14 protein-coding genes are annotated in these 13,945 nt (G+C 41.7%); 8 read left to right on the top strand and 6 right to left on the bottom strand.

Annotated features, from left to right (window positions below):
* Window positions 1-258: 258 nt before the first annotated feature.
* Entirely contained in the window at window positions 259-792 is a 534-nt protein-coding gene (gene yfcE / locus ACZM60_RS05110; RefSeq protein WP_489520938.1) for a phosphodiesterase, read from the top strand.
* Between the two features lie 139 nt (window positions 793-931).
* On the opposite strand, the gene ACZM60_RS05105 is transcribed toward yfcE, so the two are convergent.
* The 4 genes from ACZM60_RS05105 to ACZM60_RS05090 all read right to left on the bottom strand — a co-directional run bounded on the left by ACZM60_RS05105 (window position 932) and on the right by ACZM60_RS05090 (window position 5,521).
* On the bottom strand, window positions 932-2,347 hold the full coding sequence (locus tag ACZM60_RS05105) for a DUF5723 family protein (protein ID WP_489520937.1): 1,416 nt from the start codon (window positions 2,345-2,347) through the stop codon (window positions 932-934).
* 487 nt (window positions 2,348-2,834) lie between these two features.
* A complete protein-coding gene (locus tag ACZM60_RS05100) occupies window positions 2,835-3,590 on the bottom strand; it encodes a LytR/AlgR family response regulator transcription factor (protein WP_418587292.1) in 756 nt (251 codons plus the stop codon).
* Entirely contained in the window at window positions 3,539-3,991 is a 453-nt protein-coding gene (locus tag ACZM60_RS05095) for a hypothetical protein (protein ID WP_489520936.1), read from the bottom strand. The genes ACZM60_RS05100 and ACZM60_RS05095 overlap by 52 nt, the downstream gene beginning before the upstream one ends.
* A gap of 12 nt (window positions 3,992-4,003) precedes the next feature.
* Complete coding sequence (locus ACZM60_RS05090) at window positions 4,004-5,521, bottom strand: tetratricopeptide repeat protein (protein ID WP_489520935.1); 1,518 nt, start codon at window positions 5,519-5,521, stop codon at window positions 4,004-4,006.
* A gap of 298 nt (window positions 5,522-5,819) precedes the next feature.
* On the opposite strand from ACZM60_RS05090, the gene ACZM60_RS05085 reads away from it, so the two are divergent.
* The gene (locus tag ACZM60_RS05085) at window positions 5,820-6,704 is read left to right on the top strand and encodes an aldose 1-epimerase family protein (RefSeq protein ID WP_489520934.1); all 885 of its coding nucleotides are present in this window, start codon (window positions 5,820-5,822) and stop codon (window positions 6,702-6,704) included.
* An 18-nt stretch (window positions 6,705-6,722) separates the two neighbouring features.
* Window positions 6,723-7,490, top strand: a complete 768-nt coding sequence (locus ACZM60_RS05080) for a TIGR03915 family putative DNA repair protein (protein WP_489520933.1) — start codon at window positions 6,723-6,725, stop codon at window positions 7,488-7,490.
* On the opposite strand, the gene truA is transcribed toward ACZM60_RS05080, so the two are convergent.
* Together truA and ACZM60_RS05070 are read right to left on the bottom strand one after the other, a co-directional pair.
* Window positions 7,491-8,249, bottom strand: a complete 759-nt coding sequence (truA, locus tag ACZM60_RS05075; RefSeq protein WP_489520932.1) for a tRNA pseudouridine(38-40) synthase TruA — start codon at window positions 8,247-8,249, stop codon at window positions 7,491-7,493.
* A gap of 7 nt (window positions 8,250-8,256) precedes the next feature.
* Window positions 8,257-8,925 carry a DUF5715 family protein gene (locus tag ACZM60_RS05070; protein ID WP_021971936.1) on the bottom strand — a complete coding sequence of 223 codons (669 nt, stop codon included), beginning with the start codon at window positions 8,923-8,925 and terminating at the stop codon, window positions 8,257-8,259.
* A gap of 228 nt (window positions 8,926-9,153) precedes the next feature.
* Here ACZM60_RS05070 and ACZM60_RS05065 point away from each other — a divergent pair, with 228 nt between their 5' ends.
* The 5 genes from ACZM60_RS05065 (at window position 9,154) to ACZM60_RS05045 (ending at window position 13,749) form a co-directional block, all read left to right on the top strand.
* The gene (locus ACZM60_RS05065; RefSeq protein ID WP_489520931.1) at window positions 9,154-10,143 is read left to right on the top strand and encodes a PhoH family protein; all 990 of its coding nucleotides are present in this window, start codon (window positions 9,154-9,156) and stop codon (window positions 10,141-10,143) included.
* 59 nt (window positions 10,144-10,202) lie between these two features.
* Window positions 10,203-11,147, top strand: a complete 945-nt coding sequence (locus ACZM60_RS05060; RefSeq protein ID WP_021971938.1) for a phosphoribosylaminoimidazolesuccinocarboxamide synthase — start codon at window positions 10,203-10,205, stop codon at window positions 11,145-11,147.
* Window positions 11,148-11,247: 100 nt separating this feature from the next.
* The gene (gene ubiE / locus ACZM60_RS05055) at window positions 11,248-11,988 is read left to right on the top strand and encodes a bifunctional demethylmenaquinone methyltransferase/2-methoxy-6-polyprenyl-1,4-benzoquinol methylase UbiE (protein ID WP_021971939.1); all 741 of its coding nucleotides are present in this window, start codon (window positions 11,248-11,250) and stop codon (window positions 11,986-11,988) included.
* 23 nt (window positions 11,989-12,011) lie between these two features.
* Window positions 12,012-12,755, top strand: a complete 744-nt coding sequence (locus tag ACZM60_RS05050) for a shikimate dehydrogenase family protein (protein WP_021971940.1) — start codon at window positions 12,012-12,014, stop codon at window positions 12,753-12,755.
* 46 nt (window positions 12,756-12,801) lie between these two features.
* Window positions 12,802-13,749, top strand: coding sequence for an alpha/beta hydrolase (locus ACZM60_RS05045; protein WP_489520930.1), 948 nt, complete (start codon window positions 12,802-12,804; stop codon window positions 13,747-13,749).
* The last annotated feature ends 196 nt before the right edge of the window (window positions 13,750-13,945 follow it).

Genomic DNA, 13,945 nt, shown 5'->3' with positions numbered 1-13,945 from the left:
AGAACTCCTTCTCAAGTACGGTAGTTCTGCCTAAAAAGGTACAACAGCCATAAAACAGTCAAGCGAACTTTATCCAGTACTCTTTTTTCTGAGTACGATAAAGCTCGCTTGACTGTTTTATACAATCGGAGGACATCTCACCAACCGTTTCCTTTATGACACTGGAGAAAATACAGTCTTTCAGAAAAATCCCCTAAGGACATCTGCGTGTTTTCAAGAAACTTCCTATTTTTGCGAAAATTTATAATACACTTCATCATGAAATATTTAATCGTTTCTGACATCCACGGCTCACTGCCTGCCTTAGAGAAAGTTTTGGATTTCTACAAAGAGCAACACTGCAACATGATGCTTATATTAGGAGATATATTGAACTACGGACCGCGTAACAGTATTCCGGAAGGAATCAATCCTAAAGAAATAGCAAACCGATTAAACGAAATGGCCGACTCAATAATCGCCATACGCGGAAACTGTGATTCTGAAGTAGACCAGATGCTGCTGGAATTCCCCATCTTATCCGACTACGCCCTGATTGTAGACAACGGAAAACGACTGTTTCTGACTCACGGACATATTTATAATGAGGATAAACTCCCCAAAGGGAAGCATGATTACTTATTCTACGGACATACACATCTTTGGAAACTGGAAAGAGAAAAAGGCATGACGGTCTGTAACACAGGATCGATAACCTTTCCCAAAGGAGGAAACTTGCCAACTTTTGCAGTCTACGAAAACGGAAAGGTGTCAGTCTATGAGCTGAACGGCACTCTTCTGAAAGAATGCTGATACTGCGTACACTACATGAAAAATAAAAGGCTGTACTCATATCATAGTTTCTATTAAGACAGATAAGAAAGAAACATGAAATGAGAAACAGCCTCTCCTATAAAAAATCAACCAACTAAAATTTTAATATATCACTACATTAAATTCCAATTTCATCTGCCGAAGATTTACTTCCGCCCATCGGTACCGAAAGACCGATAAAGCCATTTACACTTTTCGAACTGTTACCAAAAAACATATAGTCAGTACCTATAAAGAAAGAACCTAATTTCAGCGCAAGACCGAATGATTTACCGCCAGCCTGAATCGGAGAATAACTGAATGCGGCATTGAACCAACTCTTCGGACGCACTGTTGCCGACAATGTAAGTTCATTCAATGTTTTCGGCTGCACGAAGTGTACACTGTACATAGCGCCTACACTTACTTTATTATTTAAGAAAGCATATTCACCCGCAAGTAAAAATGTTGACGACAATCTCGTTTTATACGAAGAAGCAGCTTCTTTGTCTTCTACCAGATTAAATCGTTCCAGATTCAGGAAATCACCACTTAAATATTCCTGATAATTATTCTGATTAATCTCAATCTTGCTGTTTTCATCAATAGAAGCTACAGTAGTAGAACTACCCTTCCAGTTTATAAATCCCAGATCAAGCACAGCAGCCGAGAATGTCAGGTTATCCAACAGCTTATAACTTGCTCCCAGATCAACCCCAAAACCAGCTCCCGAAATACCAAATCCACTTCCATCGAAATCGGAACCATTAATTTGACGTATTGCGTTCCCATAACTGTCATGTGCATCGGCAAAACTCAATCCTCCTCCCTTGATTGAAGTCAGGATATGTGCTCTCGCGTTAGTATATCCTCCATAAGAGCTGTTCCAGCTATCAGGATTTTCCGGATTCTGCGGAATATTCATATCGACAGTAAATTCATCAACCTGCATTTCGGCACGGGCAATACCCAGCAAAACTTTCACACGCCCTCCGACCGTCAATTTATCGTTTACAGGGCGAGAATATCCCAGCCCTACCTCAGCATAAGCGTTTATGTCAAGATTCATGTTCGAGATATTTCCCTGAAGCGTCCCGTTTTCCAGATTAAAACGGTCGGCATCGCGCAAATATTCAAACATATTCTTCGGAATGGAAGCCCCTATGTCTGTACGCAACCCTACATTCACGCTCCAAAAACCTTTCCCTTTATACCATCCAAACGAAAGAATATCGGTATTCAGATTTACATTCAACCGATTATCTTCTTTCAAACGGCCATATAAGTCATCATTTGAAAACAAGTCGGAACCCGAATCAAGTACGGCAATAATATCACTTATTCCCAGCACATTAGAAGAGGCGCCAATATTAAAAGAGCCGATAACAGGTATATTAAAATATCCGGTTGTAGGCTGTAAACCTGGATTCAGTTGCAAACGCGAGCTGGTTCCTTCCATAAAATAAGAGGTACGAAGATACTGTGCATGAGCAGTTCCCATAAAAATCAATCCCCCTGCAATAAATAATGCCTTCTTAAATGAATTAGTCCACATAGTCGTTTTTTATTGTTTGGTTTTGATACAAAAATAAGGAACCCTTAATTAACAAATAAAAACGAAAATTGAGCAATCTTACTAAACGGGCCGAATATTGGGATAAGCAATCAAAATATGCAACTAAATGAAAAAAAACATTTATAAAGAAGTATATATTTCCAAGAAAGAACCTAACATATATGAAGAAAGAAAACAGAATCCACCAGTAAAGTTCGAATCAGGAATTTCTATTTCACAGAACCTTTTTCCAAAACACTCTCAGGAGTCGCTTATTTTTTGTACAAAAAAACAGAAAATTTGTACAAATTTTCCGAAAACGTCACGAGATTTTTAAGAGAACTTAGTCGCACAAAATTATAGCCCTCAAGACGCATGGACGATAAGACTATGCTCTGCCGGAAAACATACGTCAATGTACGACTCCGGCAGGGAACAATCCGTATCTGATAACATGACATTACTACAAGAATATCATGAGAGCTACTTACAACTGGTAGAAACAATCTATCAGCTTTTTCCTGTATTTCTTCGAAACCTGAAGTTCTTCTTCCAAAGAATTGAAAGGAGGATACATTATACAATGGTTGTCTTGAACCATGACAAGATAATGCATATTGATAATGTACGACTGATGTATCTGGGCAAAAGCCTTATCGTAAGCACAAAGCTGTTCGGCAGTCGTATTTCTTTTCAGCGGAAGGAATGTTCCGTTGGTAAGGGCCACTTCCCATATCTTACGAGCCGACTGATAACGGAAATAACCGATTTCGGAAGTATGCAGGAACCGCAGATCTCCCGTCGGAGTAGTCACAACAAAAGGTTTTCCCGTATCAGGTAACATTGGCGGAGTATAATTGGGAACAGTATACTCACGCTTGCATAAACGTGAAATGACAGTCTGAAGTTCCTCCGAATCAACCGGCTTCAAAAGAAAGTCGAAGGCTTTGGCACGAAGAGCATCAATCACATACTTGTCGTGAGCCGTATAAAAGACGATATTCATATTCCACGAAACATACCCCTCCAGTTTCGACACAACATCCATACCCTGCATGTCGGGCAATTCCACATCCAGAAATACAAGATCAGGATGAAATCTCTCTATCATCTTTATTCCAGCAGCACCATTCCGCGCTTTTCCCTCTATCGATATATATGTGTAGCGTTGTAATTCAAAACACAGATTATCTATTGCGCTTTCTTCGTCATCAATGATAACCGTTCTGTAAACCTTCTCCATAAATTAGTCCTCTTTATTCTTCTTAACAGGTATGAGTAATCTACCGGAATGACAAATTTCACTTCACATCCTGTTTCTTCTCTTCCCTCTATCTTAACGTTGTTTATTGTCATAATTATCGGGTTGCGATTGTAGGAATTGAGCAACTGAATAGTCTGTGCCAGCACTTTCATTCCTGTACCTGTACCGTAACTGCCCGTCGATACCCGGAAACCACCTCCGTTGTCACGCACAACAGCTTCGATATATTCCTTGCAGTCTTTCACCTCTATCCAAAGCATGCGCTTGCCCTCCTTATCTACCAATGCATGCTTCACAGCATTCTCTACAGGTATCTGCAACAGCATGACCGGTATTTCTACCTTTTCCGGATCAACAGAAGGAGATATGTCAATGTGCATTTCGAAATCGGGCTACAAGACACGTTCTTCAAGTCCGATGTAAGTTCTTACGAAATCCAGCTCGTCGGCCAAGGTTACCGTCATACTTTCTGTCAGTTCCAGATTACGTCTTATCAACTTAATCAGTTCATGCAAATGCATATTGCTCTCCTTGTCTTTCAGTGAACTAATTTCTCTGCTCAGTACATTAAAGACAAAATGAGGCGAAATGCGGTTACGGATATTCTTAAGCCGCAATGAAGTAATGGCCGTCCGCATCTTCAATTCTTCCATACTGCGCTTTCGTTTCCTGTATATCAGCCATGTTCCCGCAGCAACGATAAGCAATAATATAATCAGTCCGCCTACATACAGCCATTCATGCAAAAGAAGCACTTTATTTTCCGCCTGTTGGATAAGTATTTCTTTATGCATCAGTGTACTGTCGCGCTGAAACCTGAGGGCAGCTTCCTGTGCCCGCATTTTAATACGTTCGCTTCGGATGGAATCATCAATCCGGCTATTTTCACGTTGATAGTAATAGGCCTGACGGAAATCCTTACTTTCTTCAAAATAATGCTGCAGATAACGGTTACGAATATGCACCATATTCGGTTCCACAAAACGAGGAACGACAGCCTCATCCAGCCGTTTTCTTGCCAAAGGCAGATTGCCTTCCTTCAGTGCCAGCTCGATAAGCTGGGTGTCGATATAGTACAACGCACTGTTATTGTCTACTTTCTGGAAAAATTTATAGCACCGTGACAAGTAGTAAGAAGCCGAATCGGTCTGGTTCATCAGCAGAAAAACTTCCCCCATATTCACCATTGTCAGATTACGTTCATATTCCATTTCCGGATGTAAAGAAACATAAGCCAACGACCGGCGAAAGTATTTCAGTGCGGTTTTGTAATCCTGACGGAAATAATACGAATTGCCCCGATTGTTGAGATAGATGTGTTTTTCAAAAGGCTTCATGCTTTCAAAAAACTTGCCGGCACGGTCGTAATAAGCGTCGCACTGTGTAAAGTCACGAAGTTCCATATAAACCTGCCCAAGCCCATAATATGCAGAAAAGCGTTGCGTTTCGGGCAACCGTAAAGAGTCGGCAAATGCCAGTGAATTATGGTACCATAAAGAAGCCTTATCGTAATATCCTTCGCGAAGATATGCATCTGCCAGATTCAACATGATATTGAAACGCCTTATACCTCCGCCATTTTCTGTATATAAATGATATGCTTTCAGAAATTTTACACGAGCTGAATCGAATTTGGTCTGACGTGCCAGCTGGTTTCCCTCCATATTATATACCGATGCCTGCAAAGCCAGCACATCTTTATCCTGTTTAGAAGCCTGACAAAAGCGTCCTGCCATTTTCAACATGCGGTCTGCATGGTCGGGTTGCGACATCAGCATATAGGCTTTTGCCTTGAAAACAATGCCACGATAATATAAGACACTGTCAGTCAAATGGGGCAACAGGCTATCCATCCTCGACAATGCCCTTGTCGGATCAGCTTCCAGCAATGAATCCAATTGCTCAATCATCCGTACTTCTGCACCGACAGAGTGTGCTTTCCCATCCTTATCATGAAAACAGCACGTACATAAAACAACAATACAACTATATAATATAAGGTGTAATTTACACGCCATATTCTCTCTTAAGGTTTTAATAGCTTGACAAATGTATGTAAAAAAAGACAGCAGACAAAAATAAGTTCAAAATTTATAGCTATCGACTTATAAAATTACTATTTTTGAATGGTGTATCTAACCTCATTTAACTGTTGGATTACCGACATACATCACAACTATTGTAAATAGACAACAAAAACATAAACTTATGAAAGAATTATCGAATGATAAAATCAGTATTCAAATCGCTGATCATGGAGCAGAGTTAATCAGTATCTGTGCAAACGAAACCGAATATCTATGGCAGGCAGACCCTCAGTTCTGGGGACGGCACTCTCCGGTTTTGTTTCCTATCGTAGGAAGGGTATGGAACAATACTTACCGTCATGAAGGAAAAACATATTCACTTGGGCAGCATGGTTTTGCCCGCGATATGGATTTTCAGCTGACCTATGAAGAGAAAAATGCCGCTATTTATACACTGGAAAGCAACGAAGAAACCCTGAAGCTCTATCCGTTTCCCTTTGTTCTCGAAGTGGGATATCGCCTGAAAGGCAATCGTATAGAAGTAATGTGGAGTGTACAGAATACAGGTACCAAGGAAATGCACTTCCAGATAGGTGCACATCCGGCATTTTACTACCGTGACCTGAATACTGAAACCAATGAAAGAGGATTTCTTGATTTCGGAAAAAAGATTCAAAAGCTGGAATATATATCACCGGCCGAAAAGGGATGTGTATTGCCCGAACATCGTACTCTTACACTGCACGACGGTCTGATGGAGCTAACACGTGATACTTTTGCATGTGATACCTATATGTTCGACAACAGCCAGCTGAAAAAAATCACACTCCTTGATAAACAGCAGCAGCCATACATCAGTCTGGAATTCAATAGTCCGCTGGTAGCAATATGGTCTCCAAGCGCCGCTCACCCCAATGTTCCTTTTGTCTGCATCGAGCCATGGTACGGACGTTGTGATACTGTAGGCTACGAAGGCGAATTCAAAGACAGAGAATGGATGCAACACCTTGCTCCGGGCAAGAGCTTTGAAGCCGGTTATTCTATCATTCTGGAAGATGTAAAATAATTATCTCACCCGATTGTCATGACCATATTCCAATATGACCAGACTTTTGAGGGACTGCTTACGGCTGTATTTGACGCATACAGCCGTAAGTCGTTTCCCGACTCTATTCTAAAAATCGGAGAACCTCTTCCTCTTTTTTACGATGAAACCTATATCGTACTTACCGATTACGAAAAGGCAGAGCGAGTATGGAAATCACTCGTCAGAAAATTATCAAAAGGAGCATTGACCAACTTAACTTATTGCTGGCTGTCCGAAGCACCAGACGTGGCTATGTTATTATTCCGCTACATACGGAAAATAACCAACTCATCACAGTCTATAGAAACAAATTTCACTGATGCCGATATACTTGCAGTTACAAAATTAGGGAAAAAAGTTGCCGACGAACGATATCGTATCCTGCAGTTTATGCGTTTTCAGAAGACAGCCGAAGGTATTTATTATGGAGCCATGGAACCTCTATATGATGTTTTCCCATTGACGATTAATCATTTTCGTGACAGATTTGCCGATCAGCAATGGCTTATCTACGACATTAAGAGAAAATATGGCTATTATTACAACGGAAAAGAGGTCGACGAAATAACGTTTACCAATCCTTTTCAAACTCATTTACTGACAGGGAAGCTGGACGATAAGTTATTGGATAAAGACGAAAAGCTCTTCCAGACACTCTGGAAAAGCTATTTTAAATCAATCTGCATCAAAGAAAGATTAAATCCTGTAAAGCACAAGAAAGACATGCCTGTACGATACTGGAAATACCTGACAGAAAAAAACTGATCAGACGTTTAGAAACAATTCATCAGGATAGCCTATATCGACAAGAAACAGGGCATTGCCCGGTACAGACGTACCTGCACTGCAACGGTTTTTCTCTTCTATTACCTTACGGAAACCTTCTACCGTAAGTTTACCACGCCCAACTTCTACCAATGTACCGACTATCGCACGAACCATATTCCGCAGAAAGCGGTCGGCCTGAATGGTAAACACCCACTCATAAGGTTCGGCTTGCTCCCAGCGAGCATGCATAATACGGCAATTGTTTGTCTTTACATCTGTATGCAACTTGCTGAAGCTGGTAAAATCGGTATAGTCAAACAAAGTTTGCGCCGCTTCGTTCATCTTGTCAAAATCCAGCTGTTGAAACACTCTCCATGCATAACGCCGGATAAAAGGGTCCTTACGGGTAGTAATATAGTATTTGTAAGTACGATAAGTTGCATCGAAACGAGCATGTGCATCCTGCATGACTCTCCTAACCTCATAAACCGATATATCTGGCGGAAGCAACCGGTTCAGCTTATCGGTCACAACATCACAGTCAAGCATCCAGCCGATATCAAAATGGGCAACCATCAAACGGGCATGTACTCCTGCATCCGTTCTTCCCGCCCCTGTTACTTCGATGGCATCATCACGCAGAAAAGTTGTCAATGCACGAGTAAGGGTTTCCTGTACACTGGCACCATTAGGCTGAACCTGCCAGCCATGATAATTTGTTCCGTCGTAGGCTAAATAAATAAAATATCTGAACATATATTCACTATCTGGTCGTTATATGGAAACATCCTTGCTTTAATTCATACTTCACATAGCAACGTTCTGCCTCACGCAAGTCGCGCAAGACTTCCGAAAGCACCAACTTCAATGTATCAGCTCCGACATCCTGCATCGGACGCCCATCAGGATCTTCCACTTTCGTAAAACGTTTCCAGCTTACATCAAAGGTCGTTCCATAAAAATGGCAGGAATTCAGTGAAGCATTTCCATTTGTACGACGAAGTTTTTTAACGTCATCTTTCGTACGCAATACAGATGTCACGATAACCTTATTAGGATTCAAGCCCTTGTTCTCCAGCGAGTCCAGAAAATTTATTCCAATGGTATCAAGCAAAGCAGCAGCACGGGGTACAAGGAACGGGATAGAGTGAGTAAGAGAATCCACATCGTAGTGCTCGCCCGAAACGATTTCTTTCAAATCACCGTCTAAGTTTACGGCAGCCTCCCGCGATGAGATTGGACGTATCCCTATGCGGCGTGCTACCGCCAGCTGAACGTCATTCAAATCACCAAAACTTCTCTTGTAGCTTACTACCCCACGAATATTGTGCGGATTATTTAGTTTAATAGACTTGTCTTCCTGCTTACAGCCGCCCAATACAGCAGCCGCGCCCAAAGTAATCGCCCATGCTATTCCTGTCAGTCTTTTCATATTTACTGTCAAATCTTTCTCTCGATAATATAATTAAGAGCTGCAAAGATAAAAAATATTGGCGAAAACAGAGAAGAAGGATACTTCCTTTTAAAAATTCAAGCAAAACAGTCGACAAATTGCCTGATGAAAAGCTAAAATTAATTTATCCTATATCGTGTACAGATAAAAAGGAATGATTAAATTTGCAGAAGAAATAAGACTAACGAGCGTATCAAAACAAACTGAATGATCGAAAAACATATTGTATTAGAGGATATTGATCCGGTTATTTTCTATGGCGTAAACAACGCCAACATGCAAATGATCAAGGCTTTGTTCCCTAAACTTCGTATTGTAGCACGAGGTAATGTCATTAAAGTAATGGGGGACGAAGAGGAAATGTGTGCATTCGAAGAGGCTATCTTAGCTCTGGAACAACACTGCGCACGCTATAATTCACTGAACGAGGAAGCCATTCTGGATATCATAAAAGGTAACAAACCGCCAATCGAAAAGACGGGCGACGTAATAGTATATAGTGTTACCGGCAAACCCATCACTCCGCGAAGCACCAATCAGTTGAAACTTGTGAAAGAATTCGACAAGAATGACATGATTTTTGCTATTGGACCGGCAGGATCGGGAAAGACATATACGGCAATCGCGCTGGCTGTCCGGGCATTAAAGAATAAAGAAATCAAGAAAATCATATTAAGCCGTCCGGCTGTGGAAGCGGGAGAAAAGCTGGGTTTCCTGCCCGGAGATATGAAAGATAAAATCGATCCTTACCTGCAACCATTATACGATGCACTTCAAGACATGATTCCCGCTGCAAAATTAAAGGAATACATGGAACTGAATATCATACAGATTGCTCCTCTTGCCTTTATGCGCGGACGTACACTGAACGATGCAATTGTCATTCTGGATGAGGCACAGAACACCACAACCCAACAGATAAAAATGTTTCTGACCCGTATGGGTACAAATACCAAAATGATTGTTACGGGAGATATGACTCAGATAGACCTTCCCTCATCACAAACATCAGGATTGATACAAGCTCTCCGTATTCTGAAAGGAGTAAAAGGAATCAGTTTTGTTGAACTGAACAAAAAAGATATTGTCCGCCACAAACTGGTAACTCGTATTGTCGAAGCGTACGAGAAGTTTGAAGAAAAGACAAAAGCCGCAAAAAATGCGGAAAAGGTTCCAAACAAGAAAACAGAAGAATAAGACAAAAACTTATACCTTAATAAAAAGAAACATCATTCATTACTAAATACATAAAGAAAATGAGTAAAGCTTTAACTAAAACAGACTATCACTTTCCGGGACAGAAAAGTGTATACCATGGCAAAGTGCGCGATGTTTATAACATCAACGATGAAAAATTAGTAATGGTTGCTACCGACCGTATTTCTGCATTCGATGTCGTATTACCCGAAGGTATCCCTTACAAAGGACAAATGCTGAACCAGATTGCAGCAAAATTCCTCGATGCTACTACAGATATCTGCCCTAACTGGAAACTGGCTACTCCCGACCCGATGGTAACCGTAGGAGTTATGTGTAAAGGTTTCCCTGTAGAAATGATTGTACGTGGCTATTTGTGTGGAAGTGCATGGCGTGCATACAACAGCGGTATCCGCGAAATCTGCGGCGTTCGCCTTCCCGAAGGCATGCGTGAAAACGAAAAATTCCCTCATCCTATCATTACTCCGACTACAAAAGCCGAAATGGGTATGCACGATGAAGACATCTCTAAAGAAGAAATTCTGGCAAGAGGTCTGGCTACACCCGAAGAATATGAAACACTGGAACGCTACACTTTGGCTTTGTTCGAACGCGGAACACAGATGGCAGCAGAACGTGGCCTGATACTTGTCGATACAAAATATGAATTTGGTAAGCACAATGGTGAAATTTACCTGATGGACGAAATCCATACTCCCGATTCAAGCCGCTATTTCTACTTAGAAGGTTATCAGGATCGTTTTGAAAACGGCGAACCTCAAAAGCAATTGTCTAAGGAATTTGTTCGTGAATGGTTGATGGCAAACGGCTTCCAGGGTAAAGAAGGACAGACTGTTCCTGAAATGACTCCTGCAATCGTTGCTTCCATCAGCGACCGCTATATCGAACTGTACGAGCACATCACAGGTGAAACTTTCGTCAAAGCAGACACAGATCACCTGGCAGAACGTATCGAAAAGAACGTTACTGAATATTTAGGATAAATCTGAATGAGGAATGAAGAATTGAAAGTGAGGATGTTTTTTATTCCTCACAATTCTTCATTCTTCGTTTTTTCATACTTAATCTTTCATTTTTTATCTTATGCCTCATTACCCACAAGAAGAAATAAAGCCCTACAACGAGAACGAAAGCAAAGCTGTACAAGTAGAGAAGATGTTCGACAATATTGCTCCTGCCTACGACAATCTGAACCATGTACTCTCATGGGGAATAGACAAAAGCTGGAGACGCAAGGCTATTCACTGCCTGAAACCATATCGTCCACAGCATATCATGGACGTTGCAACCGGTACAGGTGACTTTGCTCTGCAGGCATTCGGCACACTTCGCCCGCAGGAACTGATAGGAACTGACATTTCTGAGGGAATGATGAACATAGGACGTGAAAAGGTAAAACAAGCCGGATTCTCCGAACACATTACCTTTGCCAAAGAAGACTGCACAGCTCTTTCCTTCCCCGACCAGCGTTTCGACGCCATCACTGTAGCGTTCGGAGTTCGCAATTTTGAGAATCTGGATAAAGGCTTGCAGGAAATGTATCGCGTATTAGTACCGGGAGGACATCTTGTAATTTTGGAATTATCCGAACCTGAGTGGTTCCCCATGAAGCAATTATATGCAGTCTATTCCAAAATGGTAATACCTACCCTGGGAAAACTCTTTTCGAAAGACCGCAGTGCCTATACTTATCTTCCTCAGTCTATCAAGGCTTTTCCGCAAGGCGAAGTCATGCAAGGTATTATCCGTAAAGCTGGATTTAGCCAAGTGTCTTTTCGCCGACTGACTTTAGGCATCTGCACACTCTACTTTGCTACAAAATAATCTGAACTTCAAATATTGCTTTTATGAAAAAATTCGGTTTGATAGGCTACCCGCTCGGACATTCTTTCTCCAGAAACTTCTTCAACGAAAAGTTTCAGTCGGAGAATATCGATGCGGAGTACGTTAATTTTGAAATTCCTACCATAGAGGATTTTCCACGAATTATCGCGGCCAATCCTACGCTGGAAGGGTTAAACGTAACAATTCCTTATAAAGAAAAGGTTATCCCTTATCTGAATGAAGTAGCACCCGACGCTGCTGCCATCGGAGCGGTAAACGTTATCAAATTCGAACGCAACAAAGGCAAGCTTAAATTAATTGGACATAACTCCGATGTCATCGGATTCACACGTTCCATCGAATCCTTACTGGAATCCTATCATACCAAGGCACTCATTTTAGGTACGGGAGGAGCTTCGAAAGCAATCAATTACGGGTTGAAGCAATTAGGTCTGGAAACGCTGTTTGTATCACGAAGTACTCATAATGACCATACCATTACGTACGACGAGCTGACGCCTGCCCTGATGGACGAATATAAAGTCATTGTAAACTGTACGCCTGTCGGTATGTATCCACAAGCCGATAAATGTCCTGATATACCTTATGAATGTCTTACTCCAAGACACCTGCTTTACGATTTATTGTACAATCCAGATACCACGCTGTTCATGAGAAAAGGAAGTGAACACGGAGCCGTGGTAAAAAACGGACTTGAAATGCTTTTGCTGCAAGCCTTCGGAGCATGGGATATCTGGAATAAGTAAATTTATCTGCACCTCTTACGAGGACTGCACAAATCCTTTACATCACATGAAGAAGCGAATTGCCATTGTTATCGGAATCGTATTATTACTTTTGGCCGGTATTCTCGCCGAAGGAAGCTGGTATATGGTAGATTACTCCCTGCGTCCGGAAAACAGAGGAAAAGACATGGAAGGCTCACTGACTTTTATGAGAGAAAAATATCCTCAGATAAATCCGTGGCTGGACAGCCTTCAAGAGCATAAGGCGCTGCGCGATACGTTTATTACCGCCAGCGATGGCATACGCATGCACGCTTTTTATGTAAGAGCTATGCGACCGACTTCGCATACTGCTGTCATTGTACATGGATATACGGACAATGCAATACGCATGTTTCACATCGGATACCTTTATAACCATTCACTGGATTACAACATCCTGCTGCCCGATTTACGGTACACCGGCCTGACAGAAGGTGATGCAATCCAGATGGGATGGTTGGATCGTAAAGACGTTATGCAATGGATTAACGTTGCCCCCTCACTTTTCGGCGATTCCTTGCAGGCTGTTGTACACGGCATTTCAATGGGAGCTGCTACAACCATGATGGTTTCCGGTGAAACTCTTCCAGCATACATTCGGTGCTTTGTTGAGGACTGCGGGTATACCAGTGTATGGGAACAGTTTAAGAAAGAACTTAAAGAGCAGTTCGGACTCCCCGCCTTTCCACTGCTTTATACAGCCAGTTGGTTATGCGAATGGCAGAACGGATGGAATTTCAAGGAAGCTTCCGCCATCAGACAAGTTGCAAAATGCCGGAAACCGATGCTTTTCATTCATGGAGATCAAGATGATTTTGTGCCGACTTACATGGTCTATCAGCTATACGATGCCAAACCTGCTCCCAAAGAACTCTGGATAGCTCCGGGTGTAGATCACGCCAACTCCTATTTCCGGTATCCGGAAGAATATACTGCCCGCATAAAAAGCTTTACAGGGAAATATATACCTTGATATCCGAAAGTCATTTTCCTATAGCAGAACTATAAACACCTGTCCTGTTAGTAAATCCGCTCTGATATTTGCCGCACATCAACAAGAAAAAATCTAAGAAAGGCAACAGTTTATCTGTACAATACGCCATTGTTTCCAAGAAAACATTTCAGCATTCTGAACCAATATGTCCGTTGCCTTCTCTACATTTCCTATC

Source organism: Phocaeicola sp. (assembly GCF_057861905.1).
This window is presented reverse-complemented; position numbering and strand designations above follow the sequence as displayed.